The sequence below is a fragment of the Plantactinospora sp. WMMC1484 genome (assembly GCF_049315195.1).
Lineage (GTDB): Bacteria > Actinomycetota > Actinomycetes > Mycobacteriales > Micromonosporaceae > Plantactinospora.
Map to the genome: position 1 here is coordinate 7,068,945 of NZ_CP186055.1, position 21,335 is coordinate 7,090,279.

The window sequence follows — 21,335 nt, forward strand, 5'->3', positions numbered from 1 at the left end:
GGGTCGGGCGGGTCGGGCGTCAGGTCCGTGCCGGTCCGGGGGCCGGGTGGGCCGGGCCGCCTACGGCAGTCGGGAGAACCAGGCCATCGAGCCGCCGGCCGCCGCCAGGGCCAGCAACAGGCCGATGCCGATGAACCGGGCGGAGACGTCCTGCTTCTCCGTCCGGTAGCCGACAGAGGTGCCGATGTCCTCGTAGACCGCGCGCAGTTCGTCGCTGGTGCCCGCCTCGTGGTAGCCGCCCCTGGTCTGCTCGGCGACCGCCCGCAGGGTCTGGCCGTCGACCGGCACCCGGATCGGCCGGCCACCGCGGGCCACGTAGCCGGAGGCGGTGCCGAACGAGATGGTGTGCACCGGCACGCCCACCTGCACCGCCTCGTCCGCCGCCGCGAGCGGATCCCGCCCGGAGGTGTTCGCCCCGTCGGAGAGCAGCACGATCCTGGCCGGCGGCGGATTCTTCGCGGCCTGCGCGTCGAAGGTCCTGATCGCCTCCAGCGAGGTGCCGATCGCCTCGCCGATGGCGGTGCCCTGCACGCCGGTGCTGCCCTCGGCGAGCCGCCTGATCCCGGAGTGCAGCACCGCACGGTCGGTGCCCGGTGGCACCAGCACCGCCGCGCTGCCGGCGAAGGCGACCAACCCGACGTTGAACTCGTCCGGGAGCGTCTCGGCGAAGCGGTGCGCCGCCGACTTCGCCGCTGCCAGCCGGTCCGGCTCGACGTCGGTGGCGAGCATCGAGGTCGAGACGTCCACCGCGACCATCACGGTGGCCCGTTCCCGGGGCACCCGGACCTCCGCCTCCGGCCGGGCGAAACCGACGACCAGCAGCGCCAGCATGGCCAGGAAGAGTCCGGCCGGGACGTGCCGGCGCCAGGACGGTCGGTCCGGCGCGACCCGGTCCAGCAGGCGGAGGTTGGTGAAGCGTACGGCGTACCGGCTGCGGCGTCGCTGGAGCAGCACGTACCAGATGCCGAGCCCGAGCACACCGAGAAGCAGCAGGAGCCGCTCCGGAGACTGCCACGTCATGCCGCGCCTCCCCGTAGCGCCGGAACGGGCGGGCGGGCCGCGCCGGCCAACCGCCGCTGGGTGTGTACGTGCCGGACGATCTCCGCGACCCAGTCCCGGTCGGTACGCAGCGGCAGGTGCGCCGCGCCCGCCCGGCGGAGCGCCCGCCGGATCAGGTCACGCTGGCCGGCGGCAGCGGTGGCGAACCGATCCCGGAGCCGGTGGTCCGATGTGGAGATCTCGCGTCGCCGGCCGGTCTCCGGGTCGATGACGGTGAGCAGGCCGACGTCCGGCAACTCCAGTTCGCGCGGGTCGGTCACCTCGACCGCGAGCACCTGGTGACGTACCGCGAGTCGCCGCATCGCCCGCTCCCAGGCCGGGGTGCCGGTCTCACCGTCCGGCAGCCCGTCGAGGAAGTCGGAGACGACGACCGCCAGTCCGCGGCCGGAGCTTGCCCCCTGCAGCGTCGTCACCGCGTCGGCGAGCGACGGGGATCCGGCCACCGGCAGGTCGCCGCGTGGCGCCGCGAGGAGCCTGGTGAGCAGGTTCAGCAGGTGGGCCCGGCCGGTCCGGGCAGGTAGCCGGCGGATCCCGACGGCGTCGAGCAGGTGCGCGCCGAGCCGGTTGCCCACCCCGGCGGTGAGGAAGCCGACCGCCGCCACCGCCGCCACCGCCAGTTCCCGCTTGTCCAGGTCGGCGGTGCCGAAATCCATGCTGGGGGTGGAGTCGACCAGTAGCCAGGTGGTGAGTTCCCGGTCGGCGTCCACCTCACGGACGTGCGGCAGAGTGGTGCGGGCGGTGACCGCCCAGTCCATCCGGCGTACCTCGTCCTCGCCGGCCCGGTATTCCCGGGCGCCGGTGAACTCGCTGCCCGGTCCCGGCAGCAGGCCGAGGTGTTGGCCGTGCAGCAGCCCGTCGAGCCGGCGGGTGACGGCGAGTTCCAGCCGGCGCAGCCGGTGCTCGGGCGCGAGTTGGCGCAGCGTGGGCTCGGGCGCGAGTTGGCGCAGCGTGGGCTCGGGCGCGAGTTGGCGCAGCGTGGGCTCGGACCCGCCGGGCAAGGATCCGCCGCCGTTCCGGCCGGGCCGGTTCACGCGACCGCCATGCCGGGCCGGTGTTCCTGCCGGGACGGCGCGATCCGGGGCGGCGGGACGGCCTCGACGAGCCGCCGTACCACCGACTCGGCGGGCACCCCGTCGGCGATGGCGTCGAACGAGAGCACCAGCCGGTGGGCGATCACCTCGGAGGCGAGTTCGCGTACGTCGTCGGGGAGCACGTAGTCCCGGCCGCGCAGCAGGGCCTGGGCGCGGGCGGCGGCGACCAGCCCCAGGGTGGCCCGGGGACTCGCACCGTACGCGAGCAGCGGCGCCACCTCCGGCACCCCGAACCGGGCGGGATTGCGGGTGGCCAGGATCAGCCGTACGACGTACTCGGCGAGCGCGTGGTGCACGAAGACCCGGCTGGCCCGGTCCTGGAGCCCGCGCAGTCGCTGCGGGTCGAGCACGGCGCGCGCGGTCGGCCGTTCCGCACTCATCCGGTAGAGGATGGCCAGCTCGTCGACGTCCGTCGGATAGTCGACCAGGACCTTCAGCAGGAACCGGTCCCGCTGCGCCTCCGGAAGCTGGTACACCCCCTCCGACTCGATCGGGTTCTGCGTCGCCAGCACCAGAAACGGCTCCGGCACCGGATAACTCCGCCCCCCGATCGACACCTGCCGCTCCGCCATCGCCTCCAACAACGCCGACTGCACCTTCGCCGGCGCCCGGTTGATCTCGTCGGCCAACACCAGGTTCGCCATCACCGGCCCCAGCTCCACGTCGAAACTCTCCGCCGACGCCCGGTAGATCCGGGTACCCACGATGTCCGACGGCACCAGGTCCGGCGTGAACTGGATCCGGGAGAACGTCCCACCCACCGCCGTCGCTAGGGTCTGCGCCGCCAGGGTCTTCGCCACCCCCGGCACCCCCTCCAGCAGGCAGTGCCCGTCGGCCAACAACGCGGTGAAGAGCCGCTCCACCAACCTGTCCTGCCCGACGATCACCCGCTTGACCTCGAAGAGCGCCTGTTCCAGCTCAGGGCCGACCGAAGCCGTCTCGACCGGACTGGGGCGGGTGGCCACGGTGTCTGACATGTCCGTCACGGTGCGGGCTTCCCGGGCAGCGCCGCCGGCAAACCCGGGGCCACCTCGATGTCGTGACGATTTCCGCCCGGAGAACAACAGGGGTTGCCGGACATCACTCCGGTACCAATAGGATCGGTGCCACGCAAACCGGTCAGCGAAGCCGGGACGGGACGAATCCGGGAGGCACCGTGTCGCTGCGACACCGCGGGACGCGCCTGCTGGCGACACTCCTGCTGCCGGCGGCCACGGTGATGGCCCTCGCGACACCCGCGCTCGCCGCGCCCGACCAGGGGCCCCCGCCGAGCTACGCCGGGTTCCGGCTGGTCAAGGCGATCCCCGGCGAGCCGGGCACGCCGGAGATCACCCTGCCCGCCGGCTACGAGCTCGTCCCCGGCGCCCAGCACCAGGTGGCCAGCCGGGCGGAGTACTACTCCTTCATCCGGGGGCCGCGCCGCGAGGCGGTGACGGTCACCGTCGACTGGCCCGGAAGCTGGATCGGCTCGGTGGTCGCCACGGACACCCGACTGCCGGTGCGCCGGCACCCGGGCGCGCCGTACCGGATCAGCTTCGACGTCCCGGTGACCTGGTCCTCGGCAAACGCCAACCAGGCGACCCTGCAGGTCTGGAGCATCCTGAGCCCCTCGACCGCCAGCGGGCTGCACTGGCGCATCGAGCACAACGACCCGGACCGGACGGCCGGGCCGTGGACCGGCGTGGCGTGGCCGGCGGCGCAGGCCGCCTCCGTGATCAACTACATGGTCGCCGGCGAGGCGGTGTTACGGGACTCCGGGCTGGTCGCCGAGGCCCGCCGCAAGGGGCACTTCTTCTCGCTGATGGGCTTCGAGACCAACAACGTGCTGCACCCGGACAACCCGCCGCACTGGCACCTCGCCTACTACCCCGGCGCCAGCCGCGGCGCGCCCCGCGCGCACGTGCCGCACTTCTGGGTCGACGCGCGGGGCAGGACCTTCTACAACGGGATGGACATCCAGGGGCAGGGCCGCAGCCGCTTCCACGCCGGTGACCCCGCGCGGATCCACGACCTCGACGGCAACCTGGTCGTCACTCTCACCATCCGGGCCGACGGCGGGCTCGACATCGACCCGCCGGCCGGGCCCCGTTACTCGATCACCGCCCCGGACGGCGACTTCTCGCACCAGGTGGACGTCGCCCGGGACGGCGTGCCGTGGCGCTCGGTCGTCAGCCGGGACCACGTGAAGATCGGCGTACTGGTCATCCAGGTGAGGGAGCACGGGACGGTGCGGCCGCACCGGACCACGGTCCACCGGTACGACGCGCTGACCGGAGTGCTCACCAGCACCTGGCCGACCCCGGGCTGAACACCCGCACGGCTTCTTCACCGGCCCTGCACACCCGGCGGTTAACGTGCCGGCATGAGTGTGGATCTCGATCGGGAGCCGGTGTCCGGGGCCCGGTCCCGGGGGCACCGTCGGCCGCTGCTGACCGGCCTCTGCTGGGCGCTTGTCGTACCAGCGTTCTGCTGGGCGTCGATCCGGGTCGCCGGGGTGGAGCGGGGGCCGCTGGTGCAACTGCTGGCCTTCACCCCGTACGTGGCGGCCTGGAGCCTGGTCCCGCTCGGAGTGGCCCTTGCCGTCCGGCGCTGGTCGGCGGCGGGTGCCGCCGCGACCGCCGCCATCGCCCTGGTCGCCCTGGTCCTGCCCCGCGCCCTGCCGGACCCGCGACCGGCCGCGGGCGGGACGGCGCTGCGGGTGCTGACCGCCAACCTGCTCGCCGGGGCGGCCGACCCGGCGACGCTGGTCGGCCTGGTCCGGACCTCGACGGTCGACGTGCTCGCGTTGCAGGAGTTCACTCCGGCGGCCGAGCGGTCGCTGGGCCGGCTGGGCCTGGCCGAGCTGCTGCCGCACCGGCAGGTCAACCCGGAGGTGGGGACGACCGGGTCCGCGCTCTACTCCCGGCATCCGCTCCGGGACGCCGGGACCCGCCGCAACTCCGGCGGCTTCTCCCAGGCGTACGCGACGGTCCTGCCACCGACCGGGCCGGCGGTGCTGGTGGAGTCGGCACATCCGATGGCCCCCGCCAGCCTGGACTGGCTGGCGGCGTGGCGGGCGGACCTGCGGGCGCAGCCACCGGCCGCTCCGGAGGGACCGCTGCGGATCCTGGCCGGCGACTTCAACGCCACCCTTGACCACTCCCCGCTGCGCGATCTGCTGGCGACCGGGTACGTCGACGCCGCCGACGCGGTCGGGGCCGGCCTGGCCGGCACCTGGGGGCCGTACGACGGGGACCCGATCCCACCGGTCACCATCGACCACGTCCTGCTGGACCGGCGGATCGCGGTGGATCGGGTGGCGGTGTGGGCGTTGCCGGGCTCCGACCACCGTGCCGTGCTGGCCGCACTGACCCTGCCGGCGCCCCACCCCGGCGGGTGATCCGGGTGCCGCCGATCAGGAATCGGGCGGGCCACCGGACGCCGCCGGCCTCCGTGTCTGTTCGGGAGACACGGAGGCCGGCGGGCACCGGGGATATCAGGGAAGGAACACTCCGAGGTGGAAGCTCCGGTTGGCCGGCTGGTTGGAGGCGTTCCAGGTCTGCACGAAGACGCCCTGCGCCAGGTTGGTCCGGCCGACCACGGAGATCAGGCCCGAGGGTGAGGTGCCGACGCTGCCGGTCAGCCCGATGGTGCCCACGAACGCCCCGTTGTTCACCGGCACGTTGAAGACCACCTGGTAGAGGCCGAGACCCAGCGAGGTCGCCGAGACGGCCTGGCTGCCCCGGATCAGGCCGCCGTTGGCACTGACCACAGCGAAGAGCTGCGCGCTCGACGCCTGGGTGCCCGCGCCGTCCTTCAGGGCGGCCTTTGCCAGGTCGATGTCGGCCTGGGTGACCGGTGGCTGCTCCACCATCTTGCCGGCGACCCGGACCGCGTCGGGGTCGGTGCCGGGGGTCGGCTTGGCGACAGCGACACCGCCGCCGAGGAGGGTCAGCGCGAGCGCTCCCACGGCGAGCAGGATCGTCTTGCGTCCAAAGATTCTGGCCATGACGTCATCTCTTTCTTTAGCCCAGGATGGTGATGGTCTTACGACGGTGGGAGCCGGTCAGATCTGGTGCCGACCTGGCGTCCCGGTACGCCCGCGTCCTCCGACCCGTAACCGGAAATGGCGTCGCCCAACAATCACAAAGGACACCCCCAGTCATGGATCAGGCGAGGAACGCGGCCTGCATCAGCCTTTGACGCACGATTGTTTCGCTCGTTGAACGCCCGATCGCGTCGTTCATTGCCCCGCGCTCACCAGCATCAACTACTTAGAGTGGCCACTCAACAACCATGAGCGAAGATAGCATTCAGCAAAGGAGCAGGTCAATAGCGGTTTCACCCGTACGCGTGCCGGAACGTGCGCACCAACGATGGGTCACCGGGGCGGAAAATGCGAAGTGACATTACGTATCGCCCTCGCAATTCACGTTCTATTTCGCCGCGTGCGGAAAGCGCGGAGGCGCGGAAAAGGGCGGCCCCGCCCGCGGGTGTGTCACCGCGGGCGGGGCCGCCCCACACGAACGCCGTCGTCTCAGACCTCGGCCGGAGCACGCGAGACGCCGTAGGTCAGCGCGTCGACCAGGGCGTGCCAGCTCGCCTCCACCACGTTCGGATGCACGCCCACCGTGGTCCAGTCCCCGCCGCCGCTGTCGGTCGTCTCCACCAGCACCCGGGTGATCGCGCCGGTGCCGTGGCTGCCCTCCAGGATCCGCACCTTGTAGTCGGCGAGCTCGAAGCCGCGCAGCTCCGGATAGTGCCGCAGCAACGCCACCCGCAGCGCCTCGTCCAGGGCGTTGATCGGGCCGTTCCCTTCCGCCGTGGCGATCACGCGCTCACCGCGTACCCGGAGCTTCACCGTCGCCTCGGAGACGACCGCGCCGTCCTCCCGGTGCTCGACCTGGACCCGGTAGGACTCCAGCGCGAACGGCCGGGGTGCGCTCATCCCGGGTAGCTCCGCGCGGACCAGCAGCTCGAACGAGGCGTCCGCGGCCTCGAAGGACCAGCCGCCGGCCTCCATCTCCTTGACCCGCTTGGTGACCCGCGCGGCGGCGTCGGGATGGTCGGCCAGGTCCAGCCCGAGCTCGCGACTCTTCAGCTCGATGCTGGCCCGGCCGGCCATCTCCGTCACCAGGATCCGCATGTCGTTCCCGACCACGGCCGGGTCCACATGGTTGTAGAGCAGCGGATCCACCTTGATCGCACTCGCGTGCAGCCCCGCCTTGTGAGCGAAGGCAGCGGCCCCGACGTAGGCCTGGTGGGTGTCGGGGGCGATGTTGGCGATCTCTGCGATGGCGTGCGAGACGCGCACCATCTGTTCGAGACACCCGTCCGGTAGGACCGGCAGCCCGAGCTTGAGTTGCAGGTTGGCGACCACGGCGAAGATGTCGGCGTTGCCCGGCCGCTCCCCGTAGCCGTTGGCGGTGCCCTGGAAGTGCCGCACCCCGGCCTCGACCGCGGCGATGGTGTTCGCCACCGCGCAGCCGGTGTCGTTCTGGGTGTGGATGCCGAGCCGGGCCGGGGAGATCCCGAGCCGCTCGGTCAGCGCGCCGATCGCCGCCGTCACCTGGGACGGCAGCATCCCGCCGTTGGTGTCGCACATCACCACGACCTCGGCGCCGGCAGCGAGTGCGGTCTCCACCACCGCCGAGGTGTACGCCGGGTCGTGCCGGAAACCGTCGAAGAAGTGCTCACAGTCGAGGAAGGCCCGGCGCCCCTGCGCGACCAGGTGCGCCACGCTGTCCCGGACCATCGCCAGGTTCTCCGCCGGGGTTGTCCGCAGCGCCCGCTCGACGTGCCGGACGTCGGACTTCGCGACCAGGCAGACCGCCGAGGTCTCCGCGTCGAGCAGCGCCCGCAGCTGCGGGTCGGCGTCGACGGCCACCCCGGCCTTGCGGGTGGCGCCGAAGGCGACGAGTACGGCGTGCCTGAGCTCCAGTTCCGTGCGGGCCCGACGGAAGAACTCGGTGTCCTTCGGCATCGCACCCGGCCAGCCGCCCTCGATGAAGCCGACGCCGAACTCGTCGAGCAGCCGGGCCACCGCCAGCTTGTCGACGACCGAGTAGCTGATCCCCTCCCGCTGGGCGCCGTCGCGCAGCGTCGTGTCGAACACCTGGTACGTCATCTGATCTCCTTCGTCAAGGGCGCGGCCCCTGCTCCCGTCTCCTGGCCCGACAAACAAAATGACCCCCCGCGAATGCGGGAGGTCTGCGCGCTCGGCGGGGAGGATGCCGGCGCGCTAGCTGCCAATAATGAGTGCGGAGCAGGTCACGGAACGTACTCTGCCACGATCACAAGGATGTGGGAGAAGAATTCCACATCGCGGGACCGGCTGGTTCGGGGTGCCGAAGCCGTATCCCGCCAGGTGTAGGTATCGACCACCGTGGGTACAAACCACCCGACAGCGGAGAACGTCGAGACAGTCGAGAAGAGGAGTGATAGCCAGTGGACAGGCTCGATCCTCAGACGACCCCGCAGCAGCAGACGCCGGATCCCCTGATCCATGGCGGCGGTGGAGCCGTCGCGGGTGGTACGCCCTCGGGCGACTTCGACCCGTGGCGCTACCGCGACGACGCCGGGGTGACCGGCGCCGACCTGGTGGGCTACAAGGTGGAGGCGACCGACGGCGGCATCGGCAAGATCGATGCTGCCAGTCACGAGGTCAACGCCAGCCACCTGGTGGTGGACACCGGCCCGTGGATCTTCGGCAAGAAGGTCATGTTGCCGGCCGGCGTGGTTAACCACGTCGACCACGACAGCCAGAAGGTGTACGTCGACCGGAGCAAGGACCAGATCAAGGCCGCTCCGGAGTTCGACGACGCCGCACACGAGGATCCGGCCTACCGGGACAAGCTCGGTAGCTACTACGGCGGCACGTACGGCTCGTCGGGCTGGACGGTTCCGCCGGGCCGCGCCATGTGACGCGCGACCCGCGGTCGGCTGGCCGGCAGGGCTCCCCGCCCCGCCGGCCAGCGGCGTCCTCGGGCCCGGTCAGGACGGGCCCTCCCACCACGGGAAGCGATGAGTGGACGCCTTTCTCGCACCCACTACGGTAGGCGTGTGGATCTGACTTCGACTCCTACGGCGGCCTTCGAGAAGCTCTTCAACTTCCGGGACGTCGGCGGCGTCCCCGGGCTCGACGGCCGGCCGGTCCGCCGGCAACGGCTCTACCGGTCCGACTCGCCGCACCGGATCGACGGTGCCGACCGGGAGGCGTTCGGGGCGCTCGGCATCCGCACCGTGATCGACCTGCGCCGACCCTCCGAGGTGCAGGAGCACGGCCGGGTCCCGACCTATGACGGACTTGTCTACCAGCACATCCATCCGGAACACGCCCTCTGGGAGGAATCGGCGTACTCCGAGGAACTCGGCATGGCCCGTTACCTCGCCGACCGCTACCGCGACCTCGCCACCACCGGTGCCGCCGGGCTGGTCGCCGCGATCGAGGTGATCGCCGACGCCGAGGCCGCCCCGGTGCTGGTGCACTGCGTGGCGGGCAAGGACCGGACCGGCGTGGTCTGCGCCTTGACCCTGTCGCTGCTCGGCGTCGCCGACTCCGACATCGCCGAGGACTACGCCCGGAGCACCGCCGCATCGGCCCGGTTCAGCGAGTGGCTGGCCAGCACGATGCCGGAGGCAGCGCCGCTGCCGGCGCCGTTTCTGGGTTCGCCAGCCGAGGCGATGACCCTCTTCCTCGGCGAGCTGCGCGACCGGCACGGATCGGTGCCGGACTACCTGATCGGCGCCGGCCTGGCCCCGGAGCGGATCGACGCCCTCCGGGGCCACCTGCTGAGCTAGGCCGCCGTCGTCACCTGCTGCGCCAGCCCGCCCTACGCCGCCGCTCAGCCAATCCGTTGGATCCAGCCGTCGGGGTCCTCGGCGCGACCCCGCTGGATGTCGACCAGGGTCTGCCGGAGTCGCATGGTGACCTCCCCTGGGCTGCCGTCGGCGATCCGGAACTCGCCGTCGGGGTGACGCACCTGCCCGATCGGGGTGATCACCGCGGCCGTGCCGCAGGCGAAGACCTCGCGCAGCCGGCCGCTGGCGGCGTCGGCCCGCCACTCGTCGAAGGCCACCGGCCGCTCCAGGACGGTGCCGCCGGACTGCCGGATCAGCGTGATCAGCGCATCCCGGGTGATGCCGCGCAGTATGGTGCCGCCGAGCGGCGGGGTGACCAGGGTGCCGTCGTCGTAGACGAAGAAGATGTTCATGCCGCCGAGTTCGTCGACGTACCGGCGCTGGACGGCGTCCAGGAAGACGACCTGGTCACAGCCGTGGTCGGTCGCCTCCGCCTGGGCTGCCAGCGAGGCGGCGTAGTTGCCGCCGAACTTCGCCTCGCCGGTGCCGCCGGGCGCGGCGCGGGTGTAGGTGGGCGAGACCCAGACATCGACCGGCTGCACGCCGCGGGCGAAGTAGGAACCGACCGGCGACGCGATCACGACGTAGAGGTATTCGTTGGAGGGGCGGACCCCGAGGAAGACCTCGTTGGCAAACATGAACGGCCGCAGATAGAGGCTGCCCTCCTCCGACATCGGCAGCCAGGCCCGGTCGATCTCCACCAGGTGCCGCAGCGAGTCCAGGAACACCGCCTCCGGCAGCTCGGGCATGGCCATCCGACGGGCCGACTCGTTGAACCGGGCCGCGTTGGCGTCCGGCCGGAACATCGTCACCGAGCCGTCCACGGCGGCGTATGCCTTCAGCCCTTCGAAGATCTCCTGGGCGTAGTGCAGTACCGCGCTCGCCGGATCCATCGGGATCGGTGCCCGCGCCTCGACGCGGGCGTCGTACCAGCCCTTGCCCTCGGCGTATCGGATCGTGACCATGTGGTCGGTGAAGACTCGACCGAATCCCGGGTTGGCCATCAGCGCCGCGCGCTCGGCGGCGGCTACGGGCTGAGGATTCGGACGGATCTCGAAGTCGAGCTTGTCACCACCGCTCATCGTGCTGACCTCCAGGAAGTGGGCCGGCGCCCGGGCAGGGGCGGGCCGGGAGATGGGAGTCGTGCCTGAAACTTACCCGAACGGTCGTTAAAATCTCGACCCTCCGGTCGACCGGCGGGCCGCACCACCCGCACTTTCCCCGAAAACGGCACCCGTGGGCGGGAGGACCGCTCGGGATGCCGGGCGCGGGAAACGCTCAGGTTGCCGCGTGCGCGGCGAGCCGGTCTCCGATGTCGGCGGTGCGCCGCGGCGAGATCGAGGTACGGGTGGCCAGCTCGGCGGCGACCGCCTCGGTTACTCGGCGGGCCGCGTCCGGGTGGCCCAGGTGGTCCAGGAGCAGTGCGGTGGAGAGCACCGCCGCGGCCGGGTCCGCCACGCCCTGACCGGCGATGTCCGGCGCCGAACCGTGCACCGGCTCGAACATCGACGGGTGGGCCCGATCGGGGTTGATGCTGCCGCTGGCGGCCAGCCCGATCCCGCCGGTGACCGCGGCGGCGATGTCGGTCAGGATGTCGCCGAAGAGGTTGTCGGTGACCACCACGTCGTACCGCTGCGGCTGGGTGACCAGGAACATCGCGGCAGCGTCGACATGCTGGTACTCCGTCTCGATCTCCGGATGCTCGGCGGCGACGGCGGCGAAGGTCCGGGCCCAGAGCGAGCCGGCGTGGGTCAGCACGTTTGTCTTGTGCACCAGCGTGACCTTGCGGCGCTCCCGACGCCCCGCCCGAGCGAAGGCGTCCCGGATCACCCGCTCGACGCCGTGCCGGGTGTTCAGGCTCTCCTCGGTGGCGATCTCGGCCGGGCTGTCCCGGTGCAACGTGCCACCGGCTCCGGCGTAGAGCCCCTCGGTGCCCTCCCGGACTACCACCAGGTCGATCTCGTTCGGCTTGACGCTGGCCAGCGGGCCGGTGGTGCCCGGCCAGAGTCGGGCCGGCCGGAGGTTGACGTACTGGTCGAACTCGAAGCGGAGCTTGAGCAACAACCCCCGCTCCAGCACGCCGGGCGGCACCGTCGGATCGCCGACCGCCCCGAGCAGAACCGCGTCGTGCTCGGCAAGCTCGGCCAGGACCGAGTCGGGCAGCACCTCACCGGTCCGGTGGTAGCGCGCGGCACCGAGGTCGTATTCGGTGGCCTCGACTCCGGGCAGCACAGCGTCGAGCACCTTGCGGGCCTGCGCGACCACCTCCGGTCCGATACCGTCGCCGGCCACCACCGCGATCCGCGCCACCGCCACGTCCCAGCTCCCTTGCCTCCGTCGTGTCTAAGGAACGTTAAGGGACCGTCCCGGCTCCCGGTACGCAGCTCCCAACATGTGGAAAATCAACTGCACAGGAGCTTCTCAGCAAGCACTCATGCTCTCACCATCTTCACTGCTTACGGTGAGCGCGAAGGCCCCGGCGGGGGTGGGATGTCCCGGGGCGGAATCCAGTTGCGATCCAGGGGGCGGAACGTGCGGATCCAGGGTGCGAACATGCGAATTCCAGGGGGCGGCCGGGGCCGCGGCCAGCGTAGCCGGAGCCTGCCGCCGACACCCGCCACGGGCCGGGGACGGCCCGACCTGCGGCTCGGCGCCGGTTGGCGCAACGTCCGGCCGGGCGGGGTCCTGACCGACCGGGTGGTCGCCCGGCACACCGTGCAGACCTCGATCGCCGAGTACACGCTGGTGCTGAACGGGATCGGCGCCACCGGCTGGCGCGAGGTCGGCGGTGCCCTGCGGGACGCCGTCGCCGAACTGCGGGCGATCGACCTCACCTACAGCCCGACCCGGCCGGCCAGCCTGGTCTCCCGGCTGCGTCGGGGCGAGATCTCCGCCGACGCATACCCGCCACTGGCCGACATCGTCGCCCGGTGCGCCGCGATGCGCGCCGCCACGGACGGCTGGTTCGACGCCTGGGCGGTCCCCGGCGGCTTCGACCCCGGCGGCCTGCTGGTGGGCTGGGCGGTGGAGCGGGCCGCCGCGCGGCTACGCGCCGCCGGCATCGAGGACTACGCCGTGGTCAGCGGCGCCGACCTGGTGGTACGCGGCCACGCACCGCACGGTGGCCCCTGGCGGATCGCGGTGCACCACCCGACCCGGGCCGACCGGCCGGCCACGATGCTGGAGATGACCTCGGGCGCGATCGGCACCTCCGGAGTGGCCGGCCGGCGCGGCCACGTCGTGGACCCGCACACCGGCCAGCCCGCCGACAAGCTGGTCGCGGCCACGGTCGTCGGCCCGGACCTCTCGATCGCCGACGGCTACGCCACCGCCCTCTTCGCCGCCGGCAGACCCGGCCTCGCCTGGTTCCCCACCCGCGACGGCTACAAAGCCCTGTAAGGAAGGGCCCCCGCTTATCGCTTTCTGTTGTAGCGGGGGCCCTTCCTAACACCTTGACGGGGGTGCACCCGCGAACGCGATCGGCCCCCGCGATCTCGGCAACGATCGCGGGGGCCGATCAGCGACGAGTGCGCGTGGCTCGCGCACACGGGGGTGCTGGCTACCCGGCCGGCGCGACGCCTCATCACCCGAAGACGAGTCCACGCCAGGAACTCGCCGGGTATCCGCGTCAATACGCTATCGACCACACGCAAGTCCCCGCAAGAGTTGCCCGTCCGCGTGTCGGCGGCCCATGTTGCGACGCTTCCTCGCGCAAGTGGCACCCTGTACGCCCATGAGTGCTGATCTGTCAACCGACGCGGCGTACGGGAGTCCGGCGTGAGCTTCGATCTGATCGTGTGGGCGCTCGGGCCGGGCGCCGCCGCAGAGGACGTACGCGCGGCCCACGGCCGGTGCCGGCAGGGCGACCATGCCGGGGGCGAACCGGCGCCACGGATATCGTCGTTCTACCGGGCGATCACCGCCGGATACCCGGACCGGCCGGGGCCGGACACGCCCTGGGCGGTGACCCCCCTGCACGTCGCCACGGACCACGTCGAGATGAACCTGACCGAGTCCTGCGCGGATCAGGTGCTCCTCGACATCGAACGGCTCGCCGCGGAACACGGCCTGATGCTGCTCGACCCGCAGGACGGCTCGGTCTATCCACCGCCGACCACGGTGAACGGTTGACCGGAACGGGGCGGTGCAGTGGCGACCGCCCGTTCCGGACACCGGTCGGCTACCGCCCGTTCCGGACACCGGTTGGCTACTGCCGCGCCGCCGTCACACCTCGTCGTCGCGCAGGTCCGCGGCGCTCGCCGCGACCGCACCGATCGAGTCGGCCGCCGAGCTGAGCAGCTCCGCCGCGGTCGCCGAGTCGACCGTCAGGGTCATCAGCGCCTCGCCGCCAGCCTCCCGCCGGGCCACCTGCATCGCCGCGATGTTGACGCCCGCCTCGCCGAGGATCGAGCCGATGGCGCCGACCACGCCCGGCCGGTCGACGTAGCGGAAGAAGAGCAGGATCCCGTCCGCGCCGAGCTCCAGGTCGAAGCCGTCCACTTCGGTCAGCTTGAGCACGTCACGGGTGCCGGTGTGCAGGGCGGTGCCGGAGACCGACACGGTACGCCCGTCCGGCAGCGCACCGCGCACGGTGACCAGGTTCGGGTGGTCGATGGTCTCCGCGTGCGTGGTCAGCGCCACCGTGACGCCCCGGTCGGCGGCGAGCAGCGGCGCGTTGACGTAGCTCACCTGCTCCTCCACGACGGAGGTGAAGAGGCCCTTGGTGGCGGCGAGCTTCAACACCGAGACGTCGTGCGAGACGATCTCGCCGCGTACCTCGACGGTCACGCTGGCGGCGACGCCGCCGGCCACCGCGGTGAAGACCTTGCCCAGCTTCTCGGCGAGCGGCAGCAGCGGCCGGACGTCCTCGGCGACGACCCCGCCGGTCTGCACGTTGACCGCGTCCGGCACGAACTCGCCCTGGAGGGCGAGCTTGACGCTGCGGGCCACCGCGAGGCCGGCCTTGTCCTGCGCCTCGGCGGTCGAGGCGCCCAGGTGCGGGGTGGCCACCACGTTGTCGAAGGCAAAGAGCGGCGAGGCGGTGCAGGGCTCCTTGGCGTAGACGTCGATGCCGGCGCCGCCGACCCGACCCTCGGCGATCGCGTCGGCCAGCGCCTGCTCGTCGATCAGCCCGCCCCGGGCCGCGTTCACGATCCGGACGCCCGGCTTGACCATGGCGAGCTCCTTCTCGCCGAGCAGGCCGACCGTCTCCGGGGTCTTCGGCAGGTGGATGGAGATGAAGTCGCTCTCCCGGAGCAGTTCCTCCAGCCCGACCAGGCGGACGCCGAGCTGCGCCGCCCGGGCCGGCTGCACGTACGGGTCGTACGCGATCATCCGGGTGCCGAACGCCGCGATGCGCTGTGCGAAGAGCACGCCGATCCGGCCCAGCCCGACCACGCCGACGGTCTTGCCCTGGATCTCGACGCCGGTGTACTTGGACCGCTTCCACTCCCCCGCCTTCAGCGCGGCGCTCGCGCTGGCGGTGTTCCGGGCGACCGCCAGCAGCAGCGCGACCGCCTGCTCGGCGGCGGAGACGATGTTGGAGGTCGGCGCGTTGACCACCATCACGCCCCGGGCGGTCGCCGCCGTCACCTCGACGTTGTCGAGCCCGACCCCCGCCCGGGCGACCACCCTGAGCCGGGGCGCTGCGGCGATGGCCTCGGCATCGATCTGGGTGGCGCTGCGTACGATGACCGCGTCGGCCTCGGCGAGTGCGCTGAGCAGGGCCGGGCGGTCGGTACCGTCGACGTGGCGTACGTCGAAGTCGTGCGCGAGCACGTCGATGGCGGCGGGAGCGAGCTCTTCAGCGATCAGTACGACGGGAGTCATTGGTCCTCGTATGTGTCGTCAGGGCGAGGTCTGTGGCCACGTGGGCGCCGCACTGCGTCCCGCGCTTGCGCCAAACGGGTGCGTCCGCGTCGTGCGGGCCAACGGGACGACGGCCCGCACGACGCGGAGCACCTTTCCTGCCGATCGTAGGCGTCCTGCTGCGCACCGTGCGGCGTGGATGCGCGTGAGTGCCCTCACAAGCCCTCCCCACCTGCCCACCGGCGCAGAAACCCGACACACCCGGTCCCCCGACCACCGGTCGGCACCGCCGACCGACCACGCCCGGCACACCCGGGCCAGGCGCCTCGGCCTGCGGAACGGCGCCCCGGCCGGCGGCCCGGTCAGCCCGAGACGACCACGTGGTGCTCGGGCCACTCGGGGCGCGACCTGGGCTGGGCGACCAGCGAGCGGGTGCCGAGCTGGCGGAAGGTGCCTGCCTCCGACTCCAGCACGTCGCGGAGCAGGTCCAGGTCGAGCGAGCCGACCGGCGGGTAGATCCGTTCCCGGGGCGGCTCCTCGCCGGGCGCGAGCGCCTGCTGGGCGACCATGAAGTCGAGGATCGCCTGGCGGACCGGGGGCAGCGAGACCGGCGAGTGGTAGAGCACGTTCAGCGCCTGCATCCGCATGCCCTGCACGTGGTCCTCGCCCTTGTTGTCGTGGAAGTGCGGGTTACGGGTCTCGACCTGGAGCACCGGGACGGAACTCGTCATCACCTCCGGATGCGCGGTGTCGAGTATCCCGCCGAACTGCTCGAAGAGCTCCACGAACTCGAACGGCTCGACGGCGAAGCCGCCGGCCAGCCGCATCCGTAGCCCGAGGTCGAGGCTGAGGGCGTGTTCACCGGCATTGCCGGTGGCGATCACTTCGGTCCCGAAGCCGGAGTATTCGGCCACCAGCCGGTTCAGGAACTCGTTGGTGATCTCTGAGCTCCGGCCGCGCCGGCTGAAGAAGAGCCGGCCGTCCCGGAGTTTCGGCTTCGAGTGCCAGGAGATCCGGACCATCGCGTACGGATTGGCGGCCAGGTGCAGGCCGGCGGCGTACACCTTGACGTACTCGTGTACGGCACCCGGCACATAGTTGTCGGCGTCGATATAGCCGATGTATTTCCGGCCGGTCAGCGCGGCGACGGCCATGCCGATCAGCATCGCCTCACCCTTGCCGGCCCGGACCAGCCCGGCGTCGTCGATCAGTTCGGGCATGCCGGCGGCCTTGAACGCGGCGGCCAGTCCCGGGTCCCGCTGGTGCACCATCACCGCCGGCCGCTCGGTCGCCCGGCAGTGCTGCTCCAGCGTCTGCGCCTCCATGTCGTAGCGATCGACAGGATGTCGGGCGCTGTTCGAGACCAACACGATCAGGCAGTCGTGCGGTATCCCCGAGAGCACGCCTTCGATTACTCTGCGTGTCTCATTCATGCAGGGAATGACTATCACCATCTGCCGCTCGATCGCGCGCATCGCCGCCTGCGAGACGATCCCCTCGCTGGTGGACCCCGTGGCGTCTCCCGAGTCCAGCTGTAGGACACGCTGAAGTTCGTGGATGCGAACGGCGCCGAAACGCTCGGTGCGGTGCGATTGCTCCAGACGCATGCGGCGACAGTACCCGAGCGGACGCATTAACGGCGCGTAACCGCCGGCCATTTCCTGACCACGATCTCCGACGCATCGATTGGACGTGGAATGGCAATGATCCGGTAACGCGGCGGAGGAAGATCCGGTAACGCGGTGGATCTCCAGCTCTCGCGGGTGCCGCCCCGGGCCGGTACGCGCCGACCCGGAGCGGCCCGCCGCGTCAGGCCGTCTCGGTGATCGGCCGGTCGACCCAGCTCATCATGCCGCGCAGCTTCTTGCCGGTCTCCTCGATCGGGTGCGCCGCGCCCTCGGCCCGCCACTTGGTGAAGTTGGGCCGGCCCGCGTCGTCCTCGGCGATCCACTCGCGGGCGAACTCGCCGGACTGGATCTCGGAGAGGATCTTGCGCATCTCGTCCTTGACCCGAGCGTCGACGACGCGTGGACCGCGTGAGTAGTCGCCGTACTCGGCGGTGTCGGAGACGCTGTAACGCATCCGGGCGATGCCACCCTCGTACATCAGGTCGACGATCAGCTTCAGCTCGTGCAGGCACTCGAAGTACGCCACCTCGGGGGCGTAGCCGGCCTCGGTCAGCACCTCGAACCCGGTCTGCACCAGCGCCGAGGCACCGCCGCAGAGCACCGCCTGCTCGCCGAAGAGGTCGGTCTCGGTCTCCTCCTTGAAGGTGGTGCGGATCGCACCCGCCCGGGTACCGCCGATCGCCCTGGTGTAGGCCAGCGCCAGCGGGAAGGCGGTGCCGGTGGCATCCTGCTCCACCGCGACCAGGCAGGGCACGCCCTTGCCGTCGACGTACTGCCGGCGGACCAGGTGACCCGGGCCCTTCGGCGCGACCATCGCCACGTCCACGTCGGCCGGGGGCGTGATGAAGCCGTACCGGATGTTGAGGCCGTGGCCGAAGAAGATCGCCTTGCCCGCGCTCAGGTTGGGCGCGATGGCCTCGGCGTAGAGCGACCGCTGCGCGGTGTCCGGCGCCAACACCATGATCACGTCGGCCTCGGCCGACGCCTCGGCCGGGGTCAGCACCCGCAGGCCCTGCTCCTCTGCCTTGGCCCGGCTCTTCGAACCCTCCGGGAGACCGATCACCACGTCGACGCCCGAGTCGCGCAGGGACAGCGCGTGGGCGTGGCCCTGGCTGCCGTACCCGAGCACCGCGACCTTCTTGCTCTGGATGAGCGACAGGTCGGCGTCGTCGTCGTAGAACACCTCAGCGGTCATGACTTTCCTCTCCTGCGGCGCGACCCGGCCGGGCCCGCCGTTGCCAATCGTTGTGCGGCATCCGCCGTGCTCAGGCGGCCCGCAGCGCCGAGCCGGTGGTGATCGAGCGGGAGCCCCGGCCGATCGCCACCAGACCCGACTGCACCATTTCCTTGATTCCGAACGGTTCGAGGTCGCGCAGCAGCGCGTCCAGTTTGTCGACGGTGCCGGTCGCCTCGATGGTGAGGGTGTCCGGTGCGACGTCCACCACCCGGGCCCGGAACAGGTTCACCGTCTCCAGCACCTGGGCCCGCTGCGACCGGTCGGCCCGGACCTTGACCAGCACCAGCTCCCGGGCGACCGAGACCGACGGGTCCAGCTCGACGATCTTCAGCACGTTCACCAGCTTGTTGAGCTGCTTGGTCACCTGCTCCAGCGGCGAGGAGTGCGCGTTGACCACGATGGTGATCCGGGAGACGTCCGGGTTCTCCGTCTCACCGACGGCGAGCGAGTCGATGTTGAACCCCCGGCGGGAGAAGAGCCCACTCACCCGGGCCAGGACACCGGGCTTGTTCTCCACCAGCACGGACAGCGTGTGCCTACTCATCTGCACTGCCTCACAGGTCGTCGTCGTCGAAGGCGGGGCGGACCCCGCGGGCGAACATGATCTCGTCGTTGCTGGTGCCGGCGGCCACCATCGGCCAGACCATCGCGTCCTTGCCGACCACGAAGTCGATCACCACCGGCGCGTCGTTGATCTCCATCGCGGCCTTGATGGTCTTGTCCACGTCGGCCCTGCTCTCGCAGCGCAGCCCGACGCAGCCGAGCGCCTCGGCCAGCTTGACGAAGTCGGGGATGCGGTGCTTGTGGGTGCCCAGCTCGGTGTTGGAGTAGCGCTCACCGTAGAAGAGGGTCTGCCACTGCCGGACCATGCCCAGATTGCCGTTGTTGATCACTGCGATCTTGACCGGAATCCCCTCCAGGGCGCAGGTCGCCAGCTCCTGGTTGGTCATCTGGAAGCAGCCGTCGCCGTCGACCGCCCAGACCGTGGCCTCCGGCCTGCCGACCTTGGCACCCATCGCCGCCGGCACGGCGTAGCCCATCGTGCCGAGACCGCCGGAGTTGAGCCAGGTGTGCGGCTTCTCGTAGGAGACGAACTGCGCGGCCCACATCTGGTGCTGGCCGACCCCGGCCACGTAGATCGCTTCCGGCCCGGCGATCGCGCCCAGCCGCTCGATCACGTACTGCGGGGCCAGGGTGCCGTCGGTCGGCTCGTCGTAGCCGAGCGGATAGCGCTCCCGCAGGTCGTCGAGTTGGGCCCACCACTCCGTCCGGTCGACCGCCGGCTGTCCCGCCGTGGCCGCCCGGACCGCCTCGATCAGCTCGTCGATGACGTACTTGGCGTCGCCGACGATCGGCACGTCGGCGGCGCGGTTCTTGCCGATCTCCGCCGGGTCGATGTCGGCGTGCACGATCGCCGCCCCCGGGGCGAACGAGTCCAGCTTGCCGGTCACCCGGTCGTCGAACCTGGCTCCCAGAGCCACGATCAGGTCCGACTTCTGCAGGCCGTAAACGGCGGCGACCGTTCCGTGCATGCCCGGCATCCCCAGGTGCTGCGGGTGCGAGTCAGGGAAGGCGCCCCGGGCCATCAGCGTGGTGATCACCGGGATCCCGGTCAGCTCGGCCAGCGTGCGCAGCCCCTCGGTGGCACCGGCCTTGAGCACGCCGCCGCCGACGTAGAGCACCGGACGGCGGGCCGTGGTCATCAGCCGGGCCGCCTCCCGGATCTGCTTGCCGTGCGGGTGCAGGGTCGGCCGGTAGCCCGGCAGGTCCAGGGTCGGCGGCCAGGAGAAGGTGGTCTGCGCCTGTAGAACGTCCTTCGGGATGTCCACCAGCACCGGGCCGGGCCGGCCGGTGGCGGCGAGGTGGAACGCCTCGGCCAGGATCCGCGGGATCTCCTCGGCGGTCTGCACCAGGAAGTTGTGCTTGGTGATCGGCAGGGTGATCCCCTGGATGTCGGCCTCCTGGAAGGCGTCCGTGCCGATCGCCGGCCGCGCCACCTGACCGGTGATCGCCACCATCGGCACCGAGTCCATGTACGCGTCCGCGATCGGCGTCACCAGGTTGGTGGCGCCCGGACCGGAGGTGGCGATGCAGACCCCGACCCGGCCGGTCGCCTGCGCGTAGCCGGTGGCGGCGTGCCCGGCGCCCTGCTCGTGCCGGACCAGGATGTGCCGGACCGACGAGTCGTAGAGCGGGTCGTACGCCGGCAGGATCGCCCCGCCCGGGATGCCGAACGCGACCTCGACGCCGAGCGCCTCCAGCGACTTCACCAGCGAACCGGCCCCGCTGACCTGGACCGGCGCTACCACCTGGCCGGCACCGGCGACGGTGCGGGCGCCCGGCTCACCGGGCGGGCCGGAGTGCTCGCCGGCCGGCTGTGCGCCGGGGCGGAGCCGGCGGGGGAACTGGTCGGAGGGGTCGCTGCCGCCCTCGGCAGCGGCGGCGGAGCGGTGCCGGCGCGCGCTGTTGGCGAGGGTCTCGGGTGTGGGTCTCGTCATGGCTATTCAGGCCTTCGGCTCGGAGCAGTGGTCTTTCGAGGTATGGGGTGCGCGCGTGCCACGCCTCCGCTGGCGATCTCCGGCGGGCCGGCCGCACGAACCGGCAGGCCGGCCGCACGAACCGGCAGGGACCGGCACGCCCGACGAGGGTGGCCGCCCCGCCAACGAGGTACGT

18 protein-coding genes are annotated in these 21,335 nt (G+C 71.5%); 6 read left to right on the top strand and 12 right to left on the bottom strand.

Annotated features, from left to right (window positions below; translation table 11 throughout):
• Window positions 1–60 precede the first annotated feature (60 nt).
• The 3 genes from ACN28C_RS30430 to ACN28C_RS30440 all read right to left on the bottom strand — a co-directional run bounded on the left by ACN28C_RS30430 (window position 61) and on the right by ACN28C_RS30440 (window position 3,136).
• The gene (locus ACN28C_RS30430; RefSeq protein ID WP_422770924.1) at window positions 61–1,020 is read right to left on the bottom strand and encodes a VWA domain-containing protein; all 960 of its coding nucleotides are present in this window, start codon (window positions 1,018–1,020) and stop codon (window positions 61–63) included.
• The gene (locus ACN28C_RS30435) at window positions 1,017–2,006 is read right to left on the bottom strand and encodes a DUF58 domain-containing protein (RefSeq protein ID WP_422774870.1); all 990 of its coding nucleotides are present in this window, start codon (window positions 2,004–2,006) and stop codon (window positions 1,017–1,019) included. The genes ACN28C_RS30430 and ACN28C_RS30435 overlap by 4 nt, the downstream gene beginning before the upstream one ends.
• An 80-nt stretch (window positions 2,007–2,086) precedes the next feature.
• The gene (locus tag ACN28C_RS30440; RefSeq protein WP_422770925.1) at window positions 2,087–3,136 is read right to left on the bottom strand and encodes an AAA family ATPase; all 1,050 of its coding nucleotides are present in this window, start codon (window positions 3,134–3,136) and stop codon (window positions 2,087–2,089) included.
• A 170-nt stretch (window positions 3,137–3,306) separates the two neighbouring features.
• Here ACN28C_RS30440 and ACN28C_RS30445 point away from each other — a divergent pair, with 170 nt between their 5' ends.
• Window positions 3,307–4,458 (top strand): hypothetical protein, encoded by a 1,152-nt coding sequence (locus ACN28C_RS30445; protein WP_422770926.1) that lies wholly within the window; start codon window positions 3,307–3,309, stop codon window positions 4,456–4,458.
• 54 nt (window positions 4,459–4,512) lie between these two features.
• Window positions 4,513–5,529: an endonuclease/exonuclease/phosphatase family protein gene (locus ACN28C_RS30450; RefSeq protein WP_422770927.1), complete on the top strand. Its 1,017-nt coding sequence runs from the start codon at window positions 4,513–4,515 to the stop codon at window positions 5,527–5,529.
• A 96-nt stretch (window positions 5,530–5,625) separates the two neighbouring features.
• Here the strand turns inward: ACN28C_RS30450 and ACN28C_RS30455 are convergent, their stop codons facing one another.
• Both ACN28C_RS30455 and cimA read right to left on the bottom strand, forming a co-directional pair.
• Complete coding sequence (locus ACN28C_RS30455; RefSeq protein ID WP_422770928.1) at window positions 5,626–6,138, bottom strand: hypothetical protein; 513 nt, start codon at window positions 6,136–6,138, stop codon at window positions 5,626–5,628.
• Between the two features lie 528 nt (window positions 6,139–6,666).
• The gene (gene cimA / locus ACN28C_RS30460) at window positions 6,667–8,256 is read right to left on the bottom strand and encodes a citramalate synthase (protein WP_422770929.1); all 1,590 of its coding nucleotides are present in this window, start codon (window positions 8,254–8,256) and stop codon (window positions 6,667–6,669) included.
• Window positions 8,257–8,576: 320 nt separating this feature from the next.
• Between cimA and ACN28C_RS30465 the strand changes: the two genes are divergently transcribed.
• The gene (locus ACN28C_RS30465) at window positions 8,577–9,053 is read left to right on the top strand and encodes a PRC-barrel domain containing protein (protein WP_422770930.1); all 477 of its coding nucleotides are present in this window, start codon (window positions 8,577–8,579) and stop codon (window positions 9,051–9,053) included.
• 99 nt (window positions 9,054–9,152) lie between these two features.
• Window positions 9,153–9,929 (top strand): tyrosine-protein phosphatase, encoded by a 777-nt coding sequence (locus ACN28C_RS30470; RefSeq protein WP_422770931.1) that lies wholly within the window; start codon window positions 9,153–9,155, stop codon window positions 9,927–9,929.
• A gap of 44 nt (window positions 9,930–9,973) precedes the next feature.
• Here ACN28C_RS30470 and ACN28C_RS30475 read toward each other — a convergent pair whose 3' ends face one another.
• The gene (locus tag ACN28C_RS30475; protein ID WP_422770932.1) at window positions 9,974–11,071 is read right to left on the bottom strand and encodes a branched-chain amino acid aminotransferase; all 1,098 of its coding nucleotides are present in this window, start codon (window positions 11,069–11,071) and stop codon (window positions 9,974–9,976) included.
• Between the two features lie 196 nt (window positions 11,072–11,267).
• On the bottom strand, window positions 11,268–12,299 hold the full coding sequence (locus ACN28C_RS30480; protein ID WP_422774871.1) for a 3-isopropylmalate dehydrogenase: 1,032 nt from the start codon (window positions 12,297–12,299) through the stop codon (window positions 11,268–11,270).
• A gap of 243 nt (window positions 12,300–12,542) precedes the next feature.
• Between ACN28C_RS30480 and ACN28C_RS30485 the strand changes: the two genes are divergently transcribed.
• Together ACN28C_RS30485 and ACN28C_RS30490 are read left to right on the top strand one after the other, a co-directional pair.
• Window positions 12,543–13,388, top strand: a complete 846-nt coding sequence (locus ACN28C_RS30485) for an FAD:protein FMN transferase (RefSeq protein ID WP_422770933.1) — start codon at window positions 12,543–12,545, stop codon at window positions 13,386–13,388.
• A gap of 378 nt (window positions 13,389–13,766) precedes the next feature.
• Window positions 13,767–14,120: a hypothetical protein gene (locus tag ACN28C_RS30490; RefSeq protein WP_422770934.1), complete on the top strand. Its 354-nt coding sequence runs from the start codon at window positions 13,767–13,769 to the stop codon at window positions 14,118–14,120.
• A 93-nt stretch (window positions 14,121–14,213) separates the two neighbouring features.
• On the opposite strand, the gene serA is transcribed toward ACN28C_RS30490, so the two are convergent.
• The 5 genes from serA to ACN28C_RS30515 all read right to left on the bottom strand — a co-directional run bounded on the left by serA (window position 14,214) and on the right by ACN28C_RS30515 (window position 21,160).
• On the bottom strand, window positions 14,214–15,818 hold the full coding sequence (serA, locus tag ACN28C_RS30495; RefSeq protein WP_422770935.1) for a phosphoglycerate dehydrogenase: 1,605 nt from the start codon (window positions 15,816–15,818) through the stop codon (window positions 14,214–14,216).
• A gap of 341 nt (window positions 15,819–16,159) precedes the next feature.
• Window positions 16,160–17,455: a mannosyl-3-phosphoglycerate synthase gene (mpgS, locus tag ACN28C_RS30500; RefSeq protein ID WP_422770936.1), complete on the bottom strand. Its 1,296-nt coding sequence runs from the start codon at window positions 17,453–17,455 to the stop codon at window positions 16,160–16,162.
• A gap of 151 nt (window positions 17,456–17,606) precedes the next feature.
• Window positions 17,607–18,620: a ketol-acid reductoisomerase gene (gene ilvC / locus ACN28C_RS30505; RefSeq protein ID WP_422770937.1), complete on the bottom strand. Its 1,014-nt coding sequence runs from the start codon at window positions 18,618–18,620 to the stop codon at window positions 17,607–17,609.
• A 70-nt stretch (window positions 18,621–18,690) separates the two neighbouring features.
• Window positions 18,691–19,206 (bottom strand): acetolactate synthase small subunit, encoded by a 516-nt coding sequence (ilvN, locus tag ACN28C_RS30510; protein ID WP_421491354.1) that lies wholly within the window; start codon window positions 19,204–19,206, stop codon window positions 18,691–18,693.
• 10 nt (window positions 19,207–19,216) lie between these two features.
• Complete coding sequence (locus ACN28C_RS30515) at window positions 19,217–21,160, bottom strand: acetolactate synthase large subunit (protein ID WP_422770938.1); 1,944 nt, start codon at window positions 21,158–21,160, stop codon at window positions 19,217–19,219.
• Window positions 21,161–21,335: the final 175 nt, after the last annotated feature.